This window comes from Acinetobacter colistiniresistens, from assembly GCF_000413935.1.
Lineage (GTDB): Bacteria > Pseudomonadota > Gammaproteobacteria > Pseudomonadales > Moraxellaceae > Acinetobacter > Acinetobacter colistiniresistens.
The window spans coordinates 26,709-43,557 of the sequence record NZ_KE340383.1 but is presented as its reverse complement, the minus strand read 5'-3'; the positions used below and the strand labels follow the sequence as shown (position 1 = coordinate 43,557).

At 43.0% G+C, this 16,849-nt stretch carries 17 protein-coding genes; 11 read left to right on the top strand and 6 right to left on the bottom strand.

Annotated features, from left to right (window positions below; genetic code table 11):
* Nucleotides 1-70: 70 nt before the first annotated feature.
* Nucleotides 71-1,627 carry a PT dipeptide repeat lipoprotein gene (locus F907_RS02295; protein WP_016653145.1) on the top strand — a complete coding sequence of 519 codons (1,557 nt, stop codon included), beginning with the start codon at nucleotides 71-73 and terminating at the stop codon, nucleotides 1,625-1,627.
* Nucleotides 1,628-1,687: 60 nt separating this feature from the next.
* On the opposite strand, the gene F907_RS02300 is transcribed toward F907_RS02295, so the two are convergent.
* Entirely contained in the window at nucleotides 1,688-2,623 is a 936-nt protein-coding gene (locus F907_RS02300) for an LpxL/LpxP family acyltransferase (RefSeq protein ID WP_032862419.1), read from the bottom strand.
* A gap of 127 nt (nucleotides 2,624-2,750) precedes the next feature.
* Between F907_RS02300 and F907_RS02305 the strand changes: the two genes are divergently transcribed.
* On the top strand, nucleotides 2,751-3,281 hold the full coding sequence (locus tag F907_RS02305) for an O-acetyl-ADP-ribose deacetylase (protein WP_016653143.1): 531 nt from the start codon (nucleotides 2,751-2,753) through the stop codon (nucleotides 3,279-3,281).
* Between the two features lie 55 nt (nucleotides 3,282-3,336).
* On the opposite strand, the gene F907_RS02310 is transcribed toward F907_RS02305, so the two are convergent.
* The gene (locus F907_RS02310) at nucleotides 3,337-5,241 is read right to left on the bottom strand and encodes an ATP-binding cassette domain-containing protein (RefSeq protein WP_016653142.1); all 1,905 of its coding nucleotides are present in this window, start codon (nucleotides 5,239-5,241) and stop codon (nucleotides 3,337-3,339) included.
* 32 nt (nucleotides 5,242-5,273) lie between these two features.
* On the opposite strand from F907_RS02310, the gene F907_RS02315 reads away from it, so the two are divergent.
* The 7 genes from F907_RS02315 to F907_RS02345 all read left to right on the top strand — a co-directional run bounded on the left by F907_RS02315 (nucleotide 5,274) and on the right by F907_RS02345 (nucleotide 12,908).
* Entirely contained in the window at nucleotides 5,274-5,519 is a 246-nt protein-coding gene (locus F907_RS02315; protein WP_016653141.1) for a SlyX family protein, read from the top strand.
* A 236-nt stretch (nucleotides 5,520-5,755) separates the two neighbouring features.
* On the top strand, nucleotides 5,756-6,205 hold the full coding sequence (locus tag F907_RS02320) for a hypothetical protein (RefSeq protein ID WP_005278815.1): 450 nt from the start codon (nucleotides 5,756-5,758) through the stop codon (nucleotides 6,203-6,205).
* A gap of 33 nt (nucleotides 6,206-6,238) precedes the next feature.
* The gene (gene topA / locus F907_RS02325) at nucleotides 6,239-8,878 is read left to right on the top strand and encodes a type I DNA topoisomerase (protein ID WP_005278819.1); all 2,640 of its coding nucleotides are present in this window, start codon (nucleotides 6,239-6,241) and stop codon (nucleotides 8,876-8,878) included.
* A gap of 89 nt (nucleotides 8,879-8,967) precedes the next feature.
* Nucleotides 8,968-9,726, top strand: coding sequence for a hypothetical protein (locus F907_RS02330; RefSeq protein ID WP_016653140.1), 759 nt, complete (start codon nucleotides 8,968-8,970; stop codon nucleotides 9,724-9,726).
* Nucleotides 9,727-9,902: 176 nt separating this feature from the next.
* Nucleotides 9,903-10,475 carry an HdeD family acid-resistance protein gene (locus F907_RS02335; protein ID WP_005278825.1) on the top strand — a complete coding sequence of 191 codons (573 nt, stop codon included), beginning with the start codon at nucleotides 9,903-9,905 and terminating at the stop codon, nucleotides 10,473-10,475.
* A 117-nt stretch (nucleotides 10,476-10,592) separates the two neighbouring features.
* Nucleotides 10,593-12,572 carry an ATP-dependent helicase gene (locus F907_RS02340; RefSeq protein ID WP_016653139.1) on the top strand — a complete coding sequence of 660 codons (1,980 nt, stop codon included), beginning with the start codon at nucleotides 10,593-10,595 and terminating at the stop codon, nucleotides 12,570-12,572.
* A 90-nt stretch (nucleotides 12,573-12,662) separates the two neighbouring features.
* Nucleotides 12,663-12,908: an RNA recognition motif domain-containing protein gene (locus F907_RS02345; RefSeq protein ID WP_004655993.1), complete on the top strand. Its 246-nt coding sequence runs from the start codon at nucleotides 12,663-12,665 to the stop codon at nucleotides 12,906-12,908.
* A gap of 105 nt (nucleotides 12,909-13,013) precedes the next feature.
* Here the strand turns inward: F907_RS02345 and F907_RS02350 are convergent, their stop codons facing one another.
* Nucleotides 13,014-13,358: an EF-hand domain-containing protein gene (locus tag F907_RS02350; RefSeq protein ID WP_005239864.1), complete on the bottom strand. Its 345-nt coding sequence runs from the start codon at nucleotides 13,356-13,358 to the stop codon at nucleotides 13,014-13,016.
* An 84-nt stretch (nucleotides 13,359-13,442) separates the two neighbouring features.
* On the opposite strand from F907_RS02350, the gene F907_RS02355 reads away from it, so the two are divergent.
* Entirely contained in the window at nucleotides 13,443-13,946 is a 504-nt protein-coding gene (locus tag F907_RS02355; protein ID WP_004655987.1) for a DUF6586 family protein, read from the top strand.
* Between the two features lie 103 nt (nucleotides 13,947-14,049).
* Complete coding sequence (locus F907_RS02360; protein WP_005239863.1) at nucleotides 14,050-14,331, top strand: hypothetical protein; 282 nt, start codon at nucleotides 14,050-14,052, stop codon at nucleotides 14,329-14,331.
* Nucleotides 14,332-14,389: 58 nt separating this feature from the next.
* Here F907_RS02360 and F907_RS02365 read toward each other — a convergent pair whose 3' ends face one another.
* The 3 genes from F907_RS02365 to rpmB all read right to left on the bottom strand — a co-directional run bounded on the left by F907_RS02365 (nucleotide 14,390) and on the right by rpmB (nucleotide 16,734).
* A complete protein-coding gene (locus tag F907_RS02365) occupies nucleotides 14,390-16,105 on the bottom strand; it encodes a cation:proton antiporter (protein WP_016653138.1) in 1,716 nt (571 codons plus the stop codon).
* A 224-nt stretch (nucleotides 16,106-16,329) separates the two neighbouring features.
* Complete coding sequence (gene rpmG / locus F907_RS02370; protein WP_003654787.1) at nucleotides 16,330-16,485, bottom strand: 50S ribosomal protein L33; 156 nt, start codon at nucleotides 16,483-16,485, stop codon at nucleotides 16,330-16,332.
* Between the two features lie 12 nt (nucleotides 16,486-16,497).
* Nucleotides 16,498-16,734: a 50S ribosomal protein L28 gene (rpmB, locus tag F907_RS02375; RefSeq protein ID WP_004649871.1), complete on the bottom strand. Its 237-nt coding sequence runs from the start codon at nucleotides 16,732-16,734 to the stop codon at nucleotides 16,498-16,500.
* Nucleotides 16,735-16,849: the final 115 nt, after the last annotated feature.

Here is a 16,849-nt window from a genome sequence, read left to right as displayed (position 1 = left end):
GCACTCAAGAATAAAAGTGTTAAATTTTCACATACACAATATGTGAAAAAATCACACAGAGGGTGATGCAATGAAAAATATATGGACTCAACTTGCACTTAGCGTAACTTGCGCACTTTTAGTTGGTTGTGGATCTGATAATGATTCAGACTCAACACCAACACCAACACCAACACCAACACCAACACCAACACCAACACCAACGCCTACACCGACTCCAACTCCAACACCTACACCGACTCCAACGCCTACACCGACTCCAACGCCTGTTGTGGCAGATCGTTTTGTGGGGTCTTGGTTGGGAGGTTTTTGTTTTGAAGGGCGTCGTTCAAATTTGACGGTCTATAAAGCTTCAGATAATAGTGTTCGCTTTACCACGGAAACCCGTCAGTTCGAAAAACAGGACTGTACAGGGGCTGTCATTAAAACCTATGTGGTTGCTACGGATGATGCATTGCTGACTGAGATTGCTCCGACTGAAACCAGTGGCACAACCACAGCGAATCGAGTGAAATATACCGATCGATACCGTAATGCTGTCGCTTCGGCTTATGCCTTTAAAGGCGATGGGATGTGTGCTGTGAGTGAAACAGCGAGTATCAAAGATATTCAAACTTATATGGATTCAGTCGATCCATCTAAAGTTGTCACGTGTTATACCCGTACCAATGTTGAAGGCTATAGTTTATTAAAACCGACGGTGGCTAAGGCAACTGCAAGTTATCGTCTACTCGATAATCAAACGTCTTGGGCCAATTTCTTGGCGCAAGCCAATGAGCAGGGGGGGCAAGGTTTTGCCTTAGCGGGTAGCTCTTTGGATGTGAAAAAAGCCAATAGTGATTTCCCTGAGCCTAAGAATTTATATATAAAAAATAATGCTTCAACCGATACTTATAGTTATAAAATTGCGGATGTTAAAACCAATGTGGTCGCCAATGTTTATTTGTTCTGGTTGGCTGAAATTAAAAAGCAAGGTGAGTCTGGTTTTGCCTATAAGTCTTCATTAGGTGAAGACCCAAGCAACAATTATAAATATCTATTCGTGAAAAACGATAAAAAATCAGTAACCTATAGTTATGATAATCGCTTTATTTTGAATAGTAATGCAAATCGCACCAATATTTTGGCAGCCTTCAATGAACTCGGAGCGCAAGGTTGTAAATTAATTTATGCAGGAAGTACTTTTACCAATAATGGTTCTAGCAATGGGACTTTTTATGTACCGACCTGTGTCAACAGTAGTGCTCATAATGGAACCTATAGTTATCGTTATTTTGAAATGCCGACGTCAGATGCTGGATTCTATGATGACAATCCAACCAAACTTGATTTATTGCTGAAGCAACAAGCTGCTGAAGGTTATCATCTAATTGATAAGGACAATGCGATTCAGTTCTTCAATACCAAAGGCTATTTATTTGAACGCGATAGTGAAAGCACAACCAGCATCGAATCAAAAGTCTTTAAAGCAGATGCGATTTATAAATTGGATCTACCAAGTGAAATCCAAAACCGTTTACAAGATCAGGGCAATTTAGGCTGGTTCATTAATGTTAAATTGGGTTCAGTGTATAGCAACACGCCAACCTATTTTGATTTAAATACCGGTGTGATTTTCCCGAATTAATTGTTGTCCTTAGTTGAATTTAGAGCCGCTTCATTCTTTAATGAAGCGGCTCTTTTTGTATTAATAAATTTTGTCGTAACCTTCGGCACGGGTTTTAAAACGACGGTGGAACCACATCCATTGGGTAGGTGCGATGCGTAGTTGGGCTTCAATAATCTGATTGACGCGAACTGCATCATCCACTTCATCTTCACTTGGCATATTTTCCACCATTGGCTCAATCAACACTTTATATTGCGGATTGCGAATATCGCCATAACGGTAGAAATACAAGGGAATTGCGACTGCTTTTGAGATTTTTAACAAACGGCGGTGTGCTGTTACGGTTGCTGCCGGCACACCAAAGAAGGGCGCCATCACACCTTGTTTTAAACCAAAATCCTGATCTGGGCTGTACCAGATTGCACCGCCGTCTTTGAGGCGACGAATTAAGCCACGCATATCATCGTGGTCAATCTGATGTTGATAAATAGTCGCGCGGCAACGATAAATCAGCATATCTAACAGCGGATTATTCTGTGGTCGGTATACGACATCAGGTTCAAAGTATTGAGCTGAAATATAACCGCCTGCATCGAGCAAAGTACTGTGTGTACCGAGTAATAATACGCCTTTGCCTTGCGCCTGTGCATGGGTGATATGTTCTAAGCCTTCAACACTGTGGCGACCTTTAAACCACTTTGGACAGTACCATGCATTCAGGGTTTCAAATACCCCCAGCATCATATCCACAAAAACCTGCTTGGCTTGTGTTTCAACTTCCGCTGGGGACCACTCTGGGAAACAGAGTTCTAAATTCCGAAGTGTAGTTTTACGACGTGATTTGAGTAAGCGCCAGCACAAAGCCGCCAAGCCATGAGCCAAGCGCCACTGAATTGCCCAAGGTAAGACGGCCAATAGCATTAAAAAAGTAATGGCGATCCAGATTTTCCAATACTTGGGTAAGAGAAATTTCCATTGAAATTCGCCAGGGGTATAAGGCTGTTTTTGACTCATAAATTCGAAAAATGTATAACGTTGAATTTTGCAGCAGTGTAGCATGAAGTGTGGGTGGCGACTTTAAATGTCATATTAAATGAAGTTTGTTTTTATAATTGTTTAGCTAAAATAAATGGAGAAAAGATTGAAAACCATCAATATTATAAAAGGTGACATTACTCAAATTGTTGTCGATGCGATTGTCAATGCAGCGAATACTTCACTATTAGGCGGTGGGGGTGTTGATGGTGCGATTCATCGGCAGGGTGGAGCTGCAATTTTGGCTGATTGTCAGAAGATTCGTGCTAAGCAAGGGGGCTGTGCTGTTGGAGAAGCTGTCGTGACGACGGCTGGGAATCTACCTGCAAAATATGTGATTCATACTGTTGGACCAACATGGGTGGATGGACAACATCAGGAAGCCAGATTGCTCGAAAATGCATATCGGAATTGCTTTAAATTGGCAGAGCAGTTGGAACTGGAGCATGTTGCCTTTCCAAATATTTCAACAGGAATCTATCGTTTCCCTAAGCAACTTGCTGCTCAAATTGCCTTAACTACAATCAGTAAAGAATTAAGTCAAAGCCAGTTTGTACAAGAAGTGATTTTTGTTTGTTTTGATGATGAAAACTTGAATATTTACCAACAAATTAAAGATGATTTTAATTTAGAGTAAATCGAATATATGGGAAATAAGCATTTACCCTCGAAAGGATAAATGCTTACTCTGCTTAGCTGCCTTTCGACATATTTTCTAAAATGTCCCAGCGCTCTAGCTTCTCCAACAGCAATTCTTCAATTTCTGCTAAACGTTGGCTGGCTGCTGTTGCTGCATTGGCATCTGAAACAAACCATGAACCATCCGCCAGTTTCGCTGACAACTCTGCTTGCTCGGTTTCCAGTTTTTCAATTTCAGCAGGCAGTTGTTCAAGCTCACGCTGATCTTTATAACTGAGCTTCACTTTTTTCGGTGCTGCTGCGGCAGTCGCTGCTTCAGCTTTGGCTTGCGCTTTTTTTACATCACTTTTTTGGTCAACTACTTTTTGGTCAGGACGCTGTTCCAAGTAATCTTGATAGCCACCGATGTATTCATCAATCTGACCTTTACCATCAAATACCCATGTTGAAGTCACGACATTGTCCATGAAAGCACGGTCATGCGAGATCAGTAACAACGTGCCTTTGTAGTCAGACAGCATTTCTTCAAGCAACTCAAGTGTCACCATATCCAAGTCATTGGTCGGCTCATCCATCACGATCAAGTTTGATGGCTTGAGTAACAGTTTTGCTAACAGAATACGGTTTCTCTCACCACCTGATAGGGCTTTAACCGGTGTACGGGCACGTTCTGGTGAGAACAAAAAGTCTTGCAGATAACTATAGATATGACGACGGTTACCATTTACATCGACAAAGTCAGACCCTTCCGACACGTTGGCCATCACGGTTTTTTCCAAGTCGAGTGCATTACGCAACTGATCAAAATAGGCAACTTCCAGTTGAGTACCAGTTTTCACTGACCCGCCATGTTCGATCTCGCCTAAAATGGCTTTGATCAAGGTGGTTTTACCGACACCGTTGTCACCGACCAAACCAATACGGTCACCACGTAACACGATTGCAGAGAAATCATTAATCAGTACTTTGTTGTCGTAGCCGACACTTAAGTTTTCAATCTCGAACACCAACTTACCAGAGCGGTTGGCTTCTTGCGTTGCCATACTGACTTTGCCCTGTTGTGAACGACGTGCTTTAGACTGCTCACGTAAGTCTTTTAAGGCACGGACACGGCCTTCGTTACGGGTACGACGTGCTTTAATGCCTTGACGAATCCAAGCTTCTTCTTCCGCTAACTTTTTATCAAATAAAGCATTTTGTTTTTCTTCTGCTTCCATTTGCTGCGCTTTCAGTTCGAGATAGCGCGAATAGTTACCTTCGTAGCCACGTAAAATACCACGATCAAGTTCGACAATGCGGGTCGCAATACTGTCGACAAATGAGCGGTCATGCGAAATAAACAATAACGTGAGATTGTTTTGATCGAGCAGGAACTTTTCTAGCCATTCGATACTTTCAACGTCCAAATGGTTGGTTGGTTCGTCCAGCAACAACACATCAGGTTGAGTGAGTAGGGCACGCGCCAACAGTACACGGCGTTTACGACCGCCTGAGAGATCGGCTAAATCGGCATTGGGATCAAGCCCCATTTTACTTAGAATGGAGTTAACCTTGTTTTCTAATGCCCAACCATCCAGTTGATCCAGTTTGTGCTGTAACATACCCATACGGTCGCAAGCATCCATATCACCGAGGACACAGGCATCACTTGCTTCATGGTATTCTTTCAATACAATGGCAGCTTCACCAGCACCATCGGCAACGATATCGGCAACTTTGCCCGAGTCCATTGGCACGTCTTGGGCTAACATTGAAACAGTTAAACCATTTTGAATCGAAACTTCACCGTTATCGGGTAACAAGCTTCCCTCAATCAGTTTTAATAAAGTAGACTTACCTTCGCCATTACGACCAATTAAACAGACTCGTTCGCCACGTTCCAGGTTAAAGTTCGCGCCGTCGAGTAAGGCAGGTCCGCCGAATGCGAGATGGACATCCCTTAAAGTAATATAGGCCATAATGTTTCCTAAAAGTTCAGATGAGGTCTGAAATGACTAAACCACAAAATTTTGATGATCACGCGTCATTTTCCGCACCCATTGAAGATTTGCAAGTCCGAATTGCATTTTTGGATGAATTAGTTGAACAATTGAATGATCAACTCGCGATTCAGGCCAAAGAGATTGCAGATTTGAAAAAACAAATGCAGATACTTTATCAACTTGTCGAGGCTTCAGATTTATCCGAAGGCATTGCTCCGTTTGACCCAATGAGTGATAAACCACCACATTATTAATGTCATTCAAACTGTGATTATTTTGATGAATGATTTACAGTCAAAATTAAGTGATGTATTTATTATGTATTTAAGATATGAATAATATTTTAAACTTTAGAATAATAAGGTTAGATTATGGCGATGTATTCAAGTTTGAATTTTAAACCAATGTCCTGAATAGCTACATGTAAGGAAAACTTGCCTTTTGGATTCAACTTATGTAACGCTAATAAAAGAAAGTTTTGGACAGCTTTATGAGTAATATTGGAATTTGGATCACAGTTGCGATTGTACTATTTGTACTTGGCTCAATTTTTGGCTTACGTGTCAGCCCACGAGAAAAAGCATTGGGCATGATGCGCGATCAAGCTCGCAAGATGGGGTTGCATCCACGTTTAATTGCCGCGCCAGAATGGACCAAGATCCCAATGGCCTCGGAAAAGCGTGCCAGCATGGTGGCCTATTATAGTGTATTGATTCCAGATGCTCGTTTAAGTTTAATGCGCGCAAGAGTGGTGGATGGCAAGCTTCAGGTGGTGCAAGGTGATCAGAAATTTAATGATTTAACCATTGCATTAAAAGGAGTTTATGCTATTGATATGCAGGCAAACTGTGTCGGGCTATATTGGGATGAAGAAACTGACTTAAAAGCCACACAGCTTGAAGCGATGAAAGCTTATTTACATGAACTAGCACAACGCTAATTATTTGATTGAACACAGGAAAAACGATTTATTATGGCGAAAACTCCACGCTCTGCTTCAGAAAGCACAGCAGCTCCCGCATCTGCTGCAAAGAAACGTGCCTTAGTGATTGTGGAGTCGCCTGCAAAAGCGAAAACAATTAATAAATATTTGGGTTCACAATTCGTGGTGAAGTCATCTGTAGGGCATGTACGTGACTTACCTACAGGAGGCGGGGCAAAATCCACTGAAAAGAAGCCTGCAACTCGCGCCAAACTGACCGATGAACAGAAGGCTGAAAAAGCACAGTCTGCACTCATCAACCGTATGGGGGTTGATCCAGAGCATGACTGGATTGCGCATTATGAAGTACTGCCAGGCAAAGAACATGTGGTTGCCGAACTCAAAAAACTCGCCAAAGATGCCGATGCCATCTATCTCGCAACGGATTTGGATAGAGAAGGGGAAGCCATTGCTTGGCATTTAAGAGAAGTGATTGGTGGCGATGACAGTCGTTATCACCGTGTGGTGTTTAACGAAATTACCAAAAATGCCATTCAAGAAGCGTTTAAACAGCCAACACGCCTCGATTTAAACCGAGTTAATGCACAGCAAGCACGCCGTTTCCTTGATCGCGTAGTGGGCTTTATGGTCTCGCCATTACTCTGGGAAAAGATTGCCCGTGGTTTATCGGCAGGTCGTGTGCAATCGGTTGCAGTGAAACTGGTGGTCGAGCGTGAACGTGAAATCCGTGCCTTTATCCCTGAAGAATACTGGCAAGTGTTTGCAGACACTATTTCCAAGAAAGATGACATTCGCCTTGAAGCGGTTAAGCAAGCGGGCAAAACCCTTAAACTAAAAAATAAAGCAGAAACTGATGCGTTACTAAACGTATTAAAAGATGCGGAATATAAAGTTGCATTACGCGAAGATAAACCAACTAAGGTTAATCCAAGTGCACCGTATATCACTTCAACCTTACAACAAGCGGCCAGTACACGCTTAGGTTTCTCAGTCAAGAAAACCATGATGTTGGCGCAGCGTTTGTATGAAGGTGGTTTTATTACTTATATGCGTACCGACTCAACGTTTTTGAGCGATGACGCCGTGAATATGGTGCGTAATCATATTCAGCAAAACTTTGGTGATAAATACTTACCAGCCAAGCCAAATCGTTACGGCAATAAGGCGGGGGCACAAGAAGCCCATGAAGCGATTCGCCCATCTGATGTTGGCTTAACTGGTGACAAGCTGGCTGGCGTAGAGCGCGATGCACAGCGTTTATATGATTTGATTTGGCGTCAGTTTGTTGCTTGCCAAATGACACCAGCTGAATATCTGTCTTCAACCTTAACGGTTGAAGCATCAAATGTTGAGTTAAAAGCCAAAGGCCGTACCTTGGTATTTGATGGCTTTACCCGCGTGCGTGGGGCCAACAAGTCCGATGATGATATTTTACTGCCTGCAGTGAAGGTGGGTGAAGTGCTTAAGCTGGAAAAACTTGATCCAAGTCAGCATTTTACCAAGCCACCTGCGCGTTTTACCGAAGCGTCTTTGGTGAAAGAATTAGAGAAGAAAGGCATTGGTCGTCCGTCAACTTATGCGGCGATTATCTCGACCATTCAAGAACGTGGTTACGTCAAACTGGAAAACCGTCGTCTCTTTGCTGAGAAGATGGGTGAGATTGTCACTGACCGTCTGGATGAAAGTTTTAATAACCTGATGAATTATGCATTTACTGCGGATTTAGAAGGTCAGCTCGACCGTGTCGCGATGGGTGAGCGAAACTGGAAAGAGCTGTTGGATACGTTTTACGGTGATTTCAAAAATCGTTTAACCAATGCACAGGGTGAAAGCGGCATGCGTCGCAATCAGCCTGTGGAAGTGCCGGATGTGCCGTGTCCTGAATGTTCACGTCCAATGCAGGTGCGTACTGGTACGACAGGCGTATTCTTGGGTTGCTCAGGTTATAACTTGCCACCGAAAGAACGGTGTAAAGGCACCCTCAACTTAACCCCAGTCGAGTCTTTGGCTGCTTTGTCTGATGATGATGGCGCTGAAACGGCCGACCTCATGTCGAAACACCGTTGTCCTAAGTGCGGTACCGCAATGGACAGCTATGTAGTTGATGGTGGTCGTAAATTACATGTCTGTGGTAATAATCCAGATTGTGATGGCTACGAAGTTGAAGAAGGCGAATTCAAGATCAAGGGCTATGATGGTCCTACCATTCCATGTGATAAATGTGATGGTGAAATGCAGTTGAAGACAGGGCGTTTTGGTCCGTATTTCGCTTGTTCAAGCTGTGACAATACCCGTAAAGTATTGAAGAGTGGGCAACCTGCACCGCCACGTGTGGATCCAATCAAAATGGAACATCTCCGTTCTGCTAAACATGATGATTTCTTTGTGTTACGTGATGGTGCGGCAGGGTTATTCTTGGCTGCAAGCAAATTCCCGAAAATTCGTGAAACACGTGCACCGAAGGTCGCTGAACTACGCAGTGTGGCAGAGCAACTTGATCCGAAATATCAGTTCTTGTTACAAGCACCCGATGTGGATCCTGAAGGCAACCCAACGGTCGTGAAATTCAGCCGTAAGAACCAAGCGCAATATGTGGGCTCAGAGACGGCTGAAGGTAAACAAACCAAGTGGAGTCTGGTGTTCCAAGATGGAAAATGGGTAGAGGCTTAACCCTTTAAGTTTGAAAAAATGCTGGCGATTGCTGGCATTTTTTATTGAAGAAAGAAAAACAACAATGATTTTTAAATTGGGGGAGCAACATGTGGAAAAATATCCGAGTTGCATGCTTATTGGTGTTGTTGTTGATTGTTGCGATCAATGCCTATCGGGATCAGAATCAGGATTGGAATCAGCCGATTCGTGTTCTACTGCATCCGATTAATGCCGATGGTTTAGCTGCTACGCAACAGTATATCCAGCACTTACAGCAAGATGATTTTGTTGGGGTGAAACAATATCTGGAAAAAAATAGTCAGCAATATCGCGGACAGAGCAGCTATTTTATCATTGAAATCGGGCGTGAGTTAAATCAAGCACCGCCGAAGATGTCAGAGCAATCCAGTATTCTGAATAATATTCTATGGAGTTTAAAATTTAGATTCTATGCATGGAAACAACATCAATCGATCGATGGCTCGCCAAGTTTAACCCTGTATCTGAATTACTATGATCCGAAGCAAAGTCGGGAACTCAAGCATTCCACTGCGTTGGAACGTGGGCGAATCGGATCTGTTAATTTATTTGCCTCAGCAAAACAGACCCAACAAAACAATGTGGTATTGGTACATGAGTTACTGCATGGTTTTGGCGCGACTGACAAATATAACTTAGCCAATGGCGAGCCGATTTTCCCGATGGGTTACGCGCAGGTCAGCAAACAACCCCGATATCCACAAACCGAAGCTGAAATTATGGGTGGACGGATTCCACTGTCCGAACATAAAAGTAAAATGCCTGATGATTTAGAACAGACGCTTATTGGTACACTTACGGCAAAAGAAATTGGCTGGATTAAATAAATTGTGGATAAGTTTCGACTTATCCATATCTTTGCAACATCATTCAGCTGGAAAAAGATCAAATAAAACACTTGTTTTCTGACATTCCGTCATTAATTTTCAACATGCCTTATACAGAACTTGCGGATAAACACGATCAATATAGAGATATAACATTGATGATAAAAGAGTAAATAATGATGAAAACAGTGGGTAATGATCTGATTCGCAACCAGCTGCACGCTGATCGTAAATGGTATCTGCTTTTAGGCGTATTATTGGTGATTTTCGGCTTGGTTCTTTTAGCCGCTTTACCCTTTGCGACATTATCAGCAGTCTTGTTGTTTGGTGTGCTGATGATGTTGGGCGGTATTCTGCATTTTGTGGCTGCATTTATGGTGTTTAAAGGGGGCACACGTTGGTTGTGGGCCCTATTTGGTGTGTTGTATCTGGCCGCAGGTTATTTTGCCTTTACCACACCGGTGATTACTGCGGTGGTACTCACCAGTTTCTTGGCCATTGCCTTAATTGTTGCCGGAATTATTCGTACTGTGAATGCCTTTATTTTAAGACCGATTTCAGGTTGGGGCTGGGTACTATTTTCAGGGATCTTGACTCTATTAACCGGGATTCTGATTTTATCCTCGCCTGATTCACCATTTTGGGTGTTGGGTATGTTCCTTGCGATTGATATTTTGTTCCAAGGGATTAACTATCTTACTTTTGCAGGTGCAATCAAACAGTTGCCGCATAGTTCAACCACCGTCTAAAGTCTTGGTTTAAACCCGAGAGCATGTATTTACATGCTCTTTTTGTTTTTGTAGTCGAGAACAATTCAATCGCTGGAGTCTGCTAAAATAGCGATTCATTTCTAATTGACCGATTGTATGACGCTTGCCAAGCTAATTGATGAACTGAATCCACAACAAAAACAAGCAGCCACAACGGCTGCACAGAATTGTCTGGTTTTGGCAGGGGCAGGCTGTGGTAAAACCAAGACCATTGTGGCCAGAGCCGCCTATTTAATTGATCAGGGCTTGCCTGCACAGCAGATTCAAATTTTGACCTTTACCCGTCGGGCGGCCAGTGAAATTGTTACCCGTGTTGAACAGCATATGGGATCACAGGCCAAAGGCTTGCGTGCTTCAACTTTTCATACCTTCTGTATGTATCTATTACGTCGCAACCCAGGTGCTTTTGGTCTGAGTCAGTTCAGTATTATTGATCGAGATGATCAATTGCTGATGTTCCGGCTGTTGCGCGGTAAAGATAAGGGTAATGTGTTGCCTAAAGCAGCAGAATTGTGTGATCTATACTCCTATGCGCGTAATACCAGAACCAAATTGTCGGATGCTTTGCTTGAGCAATTACCGCAAGCGGTGGAGTATAAGGCGCAGATTGCCGAGTTGATGAAAGCATACGAACAACGTAAGCAAGAACGTAATTTTCTCGATTATGATGACATCCTGTCTATCGTGGCAGTGCATTTGCAGAATTCACCTGAGTTGGTGAAGTGGGTCACCAGTTTCTGTTCGGCGCTATTGGTCGATGAAATGCAGGATACTAATCCTCTGCAATGGGCACTCTTACAGCCCTTGGTGGGGAAGGTGAAACTGTTTTGTGTAGGAGATGATGCACAGTCGATTTACGGTTTCCGTGGTGCAGATTTTGAAAATATCCATCATTTTAAAGAACGTGTACCTGATGCCGAAGTTTTGACGCTAGAAATGAACTATCGTTCTACGCAAGGCATTTTAGATTTATCCAATTGGTTGCTGGATCAAAGCCAGATTGAATATGACAAGCATTTGCAAGCTTATCGTGGCACAGGTTTAAAACCACAACTGCATATTCTGAGCAATGAGTTTGAAGAGGCCAATTGGATTATCCAAGATTTGAATCGGCGCCATATGCACGGTGCAGCTTGGGCAGAACATATGGTGTTACTGCGCTCAGGTTTTAGTGGTCGCTATTTGGAAGGGGCTTTAATTGCCGCGAATATCCCTTATCGCTTTATTGGTGGGGTGAAGCTTTTAGAATCAGCGCATGTTAAAGATGTTTTGAGCTTACTCCGGGTCAGTGTTAATCCGCAGGATGACTTGGCCTGGATGCGTTTTCTGACGCTGTGGGATGGTGTAGGGGATGTTGGTGCCAGCAAGTTGGCACAGGAGCTGATTCAACTGCCTGATATTGAGGCACGTTGTCAGCGATTAGAGCGACATGGCAAAGTGCCACAACAGGCAATTCTGATCTTGATGCAACTGGATGTGCTGCAGCAACATGTTGAAGCCTGTATTGGTCTGGCCTTGGATGCCTTGAACGAGCAGTTGGAAAATAACTATAAAACCAAAGACTGGACGCGTCGGATCAAAGACTTTGATCTGGTCAAGCAACTGGCACGAAAGCATAGCTCACTCGGAGAGTTTTTGGAGGAATATGTACTCGATCCAATTTCAGTGTCAGAAATTGATAAAACCCCAGATCAAGATTTAGTGACGTTGATTACCATCCACTCTGCCAAAGGGGCGGAACAAAAAGTCTGTTATGTACCGCATGTCTCTCCCAATCAATATCCACATGCACGCGCGCAAGGTGATTTTGATGATGTCGAAGAAGAACGCCGTGTACTGTACGTGGCTTTAACCCGTGCCGAGAATGAATTGATTTTGACCAAACAAAATTTAAATTTATGGTCACATGATCAATATGATGAACTGGGTAGAAAAATAGAAAGCTATTTTCTGAATGATTTACCTCAACATTTAGTGGATACGCAGATCCATCGAGATGTCCCACGTGCTTATGCGCAAGCCAAGCGTTCGCATCAAACCGCAATCAATTTAGGTTTTGGCATTGATTTCGATTAGACTAAGCAGATTCAATTTCTTGATTGATGTTGTGGGGCAGTAAATACAGCACTATTCCATGACAGAATGAATCATCTTTTAGGTTTTAGCATGAAAATTTTAGTTCGTAATTTAGATCGTAGCGTGACTGATGCGGAGATTCTCGATTTATTCAAAGCCTATGGCAAAGTCGAGTCTTGCGTGGTGGTCAAAGATGCTGAAACAGGTAAGTCCAAAGGCTTTGGCTTTGTTGAAATGCCAAATCCACGTGAAGCGATCAAAGCAGTGAAAGGTCTCAATACTTTGAAAGTCAAAGGTTATGGCATCCGTGTGAAAATAGCAGAAGATAACGCTTAAGTTTAAATGCGCAAGTAATATACGGCTTTATCGAATTGTCGCTCCAAGTGCCGAGCGGATTATACAAGGGCTTAAAACCCTTGAGATTCGCTCATGGACCTTGTCTCATTTACCCCAAGTCGAACCCCAGCCTAGACAAGGATTGATGAAATAGCCATATATATTGTTGATTTCTTGTTGGTCAATTAAACCATTATGATCTTGATCGAGTGCTTTAAAAATTTTCATTCGGTTGGGGTCAATTGCGAATGCTTTTTTCTGCCAAGAAACGGGTTGGTCTTTTAAGTGAATCAGTTGTTTCCATTCATTTTGATCAATCATTTGATCATGATTGAGATCGTAATCGGCATAGAGCTTGTCCCAATCCAAGGCAGTAGGTTCACAGCTATGCGAGACGGGAATAGCCATACAGCATATTAAGCTCAGTATGGCTTGTTGAATATGACGCATGGGCAGGCTCAAAAGATATTGATTTTATCATTAAAGCATTTAATCTTAAGCTATCCAAGCGAAAGGATCTTGAAGGAAAATATTATGTCCCGTGTTGCTCGTTACCATGCTGATCGCACCAATCAAAAACTGTATTTTGCTCGTCTGGCATGTCAACAAGCGGAGCAAACTGAACATATCCAGCAGGCACAAGCTTATCGTGAAGCAGCAGTGTTTCATTTACATGGCGCAATTTTAGCTTTCTTACAAGAATTGGTACGCTATTACCGTCTCAATGATTTACAGCCAACCTTTAAGTCCATTGAAGAGCACATGGCAGATAAAGGGCAGGTGTCACCTGAGGTGCTGGTGTTGCAGCAATTGGCAAAAGATGGTTTTGTGGCTGAATTGAAGCGTGCTTATCGTATGTGCCAATATGCGCCTGAGCCAACAGCGCCAGAACCGGAAAACGAGACTTCTTCCAATCTGATTATTAAAGTGACACAAAGTCCACAGGCGTGGTTGCCTGATGCCAAAATTCTACGTGAATGGCATCGCGAGTTAAGTCATTTAATTGATGGTTTTCGTAATGAAATGGTGGAGTTCTAAGTCAAATCTTGAAGATGACTTGAAATCTTTGCCAACAGTACTTATATAAATAAGACGTGAGCGCAAAATACTTTGCCACCATGTTGAAGCATGGAGAAAATTTATGTCAATGCAACAGTTAAAAGAATTATTTGGTAATCAAGAAGCCGTTCTTGAATTGGTTCAACTCGAGGGTGGTGAGCTGGCTTTGCGCAATGCGGGTTCTGAAGAAAATGAGCCTTTAGTCAAAATTCAGTTTAGTGATGAAGTGAAAGCGATTTTGGGCGATCAGACCCCAACGGTTGCACAACACATGATTCAGGCAGCTTTGTTCGGTCTGTTAGAAAAGCAGATGAACCAATGGCAAGCGGAAGTCATGGACGAACAGCCGACTCATTTGAGCTAATCCTAAGATATAAAAAAAGCGTATTTGAAGTACGCTTTTTTTATGCTTTCAAAATGAACTAGTGGGCTTCTGACTGATGTGCCAATTCGATCTGGTTCAGAATATGATGACTCATATTCTTGGCCATTTCTTCTTTGGCATAGAAGACTTCACCAATATTTTCTTCTCGAATCACCACCGCTTCTTCTTTACTTTCTGCACAGATCAACACCTGAATTTCAGGATTAAGCTGTTTGGAAATATCGACAATACGATGAATATCCAAAATATCCATTGGTGAAATCACCAGCAGACGAGCATGTTGAATGTGGGCTTGAATCAAGACATTCGGTTCGGTTGCCTCACCACTCACAGCAGCAATACCTTCAGCACGCAATTTTTCAACGATTTCACGATTTTCTTCGGCAATCACCACTTTGATATTCTGTTGCATCAGATTTTCGCTGATACGGCGACCAACGCCACCATAGCCGATAATGACCACCTGATCGCGCAGGTAAGCCTGATCGACCTCATCGGGTAACATGGCCAGTGGGTCACCACTACGTTCTAACATACGCGCCAAATGCGAGCGCTCACGAATCCAGCGTTGCACAGGCTCAATCGCAGAGAACACAAATGAGTTTAGGGTAATCGAGAACAATGCGCCTGCAAGAATCAGGTTTTGTGCATCAGGGGTTAATAAACCTAAGGATAAGCCGAGTGTCGCCAAGATAAAGGAGAATTCCCCAATTTGTGCCAAGCTGGCACCAACGGTCAGGGCGGTATTGATCGGATAGCGGAAGAACAGCACCAAAGCCATTGCCGCTAGTGTTTTGCCGACCATGATGATGGCAACCACGGCTAAAATACGTAATGGTTCTTCAACTAAAATGCTTGGGTCAAACAGCATGCCAACCGAAACAAAGAATAGAATCGCGAAGATTTCACGTAAGGGTAGGGTTTCTTCTTCGGCACGGTGACTAAAATCAGATTCTTTGACCACCATTCCGGCAAAGAACGCGCCAAGTGCCATTGAAACCCCAAACACGGCATAAGAACCGTAGGCAATGGATACTGCAGCGGCAACGACAGTAAGGGTGAACAGTTCACGCGAACCTAAACGTGCCACGAATTGCATGATCATTGGTACTAAGCGTTTACCAATAATCAGCATAAAGGCAATAAAGCCTGTGACTTTAAGCAAGGTGATGCCAATCGTCATCCAGATACTTTGTGAAGTATCTGTGCCCGGCAGTGCTTGTCCGCCAAGTAACACGGCTGTTGCAGGTAAAAGCACCAAGGCCAGAACCATCACCAGATCTTCAACCAAGAGCCAACCGACCGCAATTTTTCCGTTCACCGAGTCAAGTAAACCGCGATCTCCCAATGCCTTCAGGAGCACCACAGTACTGGCACAGGATAAGCTTAGGCCAAAGATTAACGCTGAGCCAAAGCTCCAGCCCCAAAACATGGACACGCCAATACCGAGCAGTGTTGCAACCGCAATTTGCAAAATGGCGCCAGGTAAGGCAATACGACGTACTTGGAGTAGATCTTTGAGAGAGAAGTGCATCCCTACGCCGAACATGAGGAACATGACCCCGAGTTCAGCCAATTGGTTAGCGAGTTGGATGTCACCGACCACACCAGGCGTATTTGGACTAATAATAATGCCGGCAACGAGATAACCAATCAAAGGAGGTAAGCGTAAACGTGCTGCGATATAGCCAAAAATAAGGGCCATACCAAAACCAACAGCAAGTAATATAATTAAATCAACATCATGTGGCATTTGAGCTCCTTAATCGTTGCGGTTAAGGTAGAAATAAATGAGCATAAAACATGCCAAGAAAACAGCGAATAAAGTGTAGCAACTAAAATCGAATTTGTTGATGACAATTTTTTTATTTATCAAAAAAAATCATGTAAATCGTGCTTTCATGTTTTTTATTATGGCTGTTTTTTTAGGCAAAAAAAACGACTTCAAATGAAGCCGCTTTTTTTAAAGAACTAAAATTATTTAATTTTAGCTTCTTTGAAAATGACGTGTTGACGGATTTTTGGATCAAATTTTTTGATTTCCATTTTTTCCGGCATAGTACGTTTGTTCTTAGTAGTGGTATAGAAATAACCTGTACCAGCTGTAGAAACGAGGCGAATCTTATCACGCATTGTTCAGACTCCTTAGATCTTTTGACCTTGAGCACGGAGATCAGCAACAACTTTCTCGATACCCAATTTATCAATAATACGCATACCTTTAGTGGTTAAACGAAGACGTACAAAACGCTTTTCGCTTTCTAACCAAAAACGGTGGTGGTGCAGGTTCGGCTCGAACCGGCGTTTGGTTTTGTTGTTTGCGTGCGACACGTTGTTACCAACGATAGGACGCTTGCCGGTAACTTGGCAAACCTTAGACATGGTGAACTCCATTGCTAGTTTATACAGCACAATTTCGTGCAACTAGCCATTCAAGTAAACGGATGAAATCATTCAAGGGGCGTTTTATACCAAAAATACGATTAAAAGACAAGCG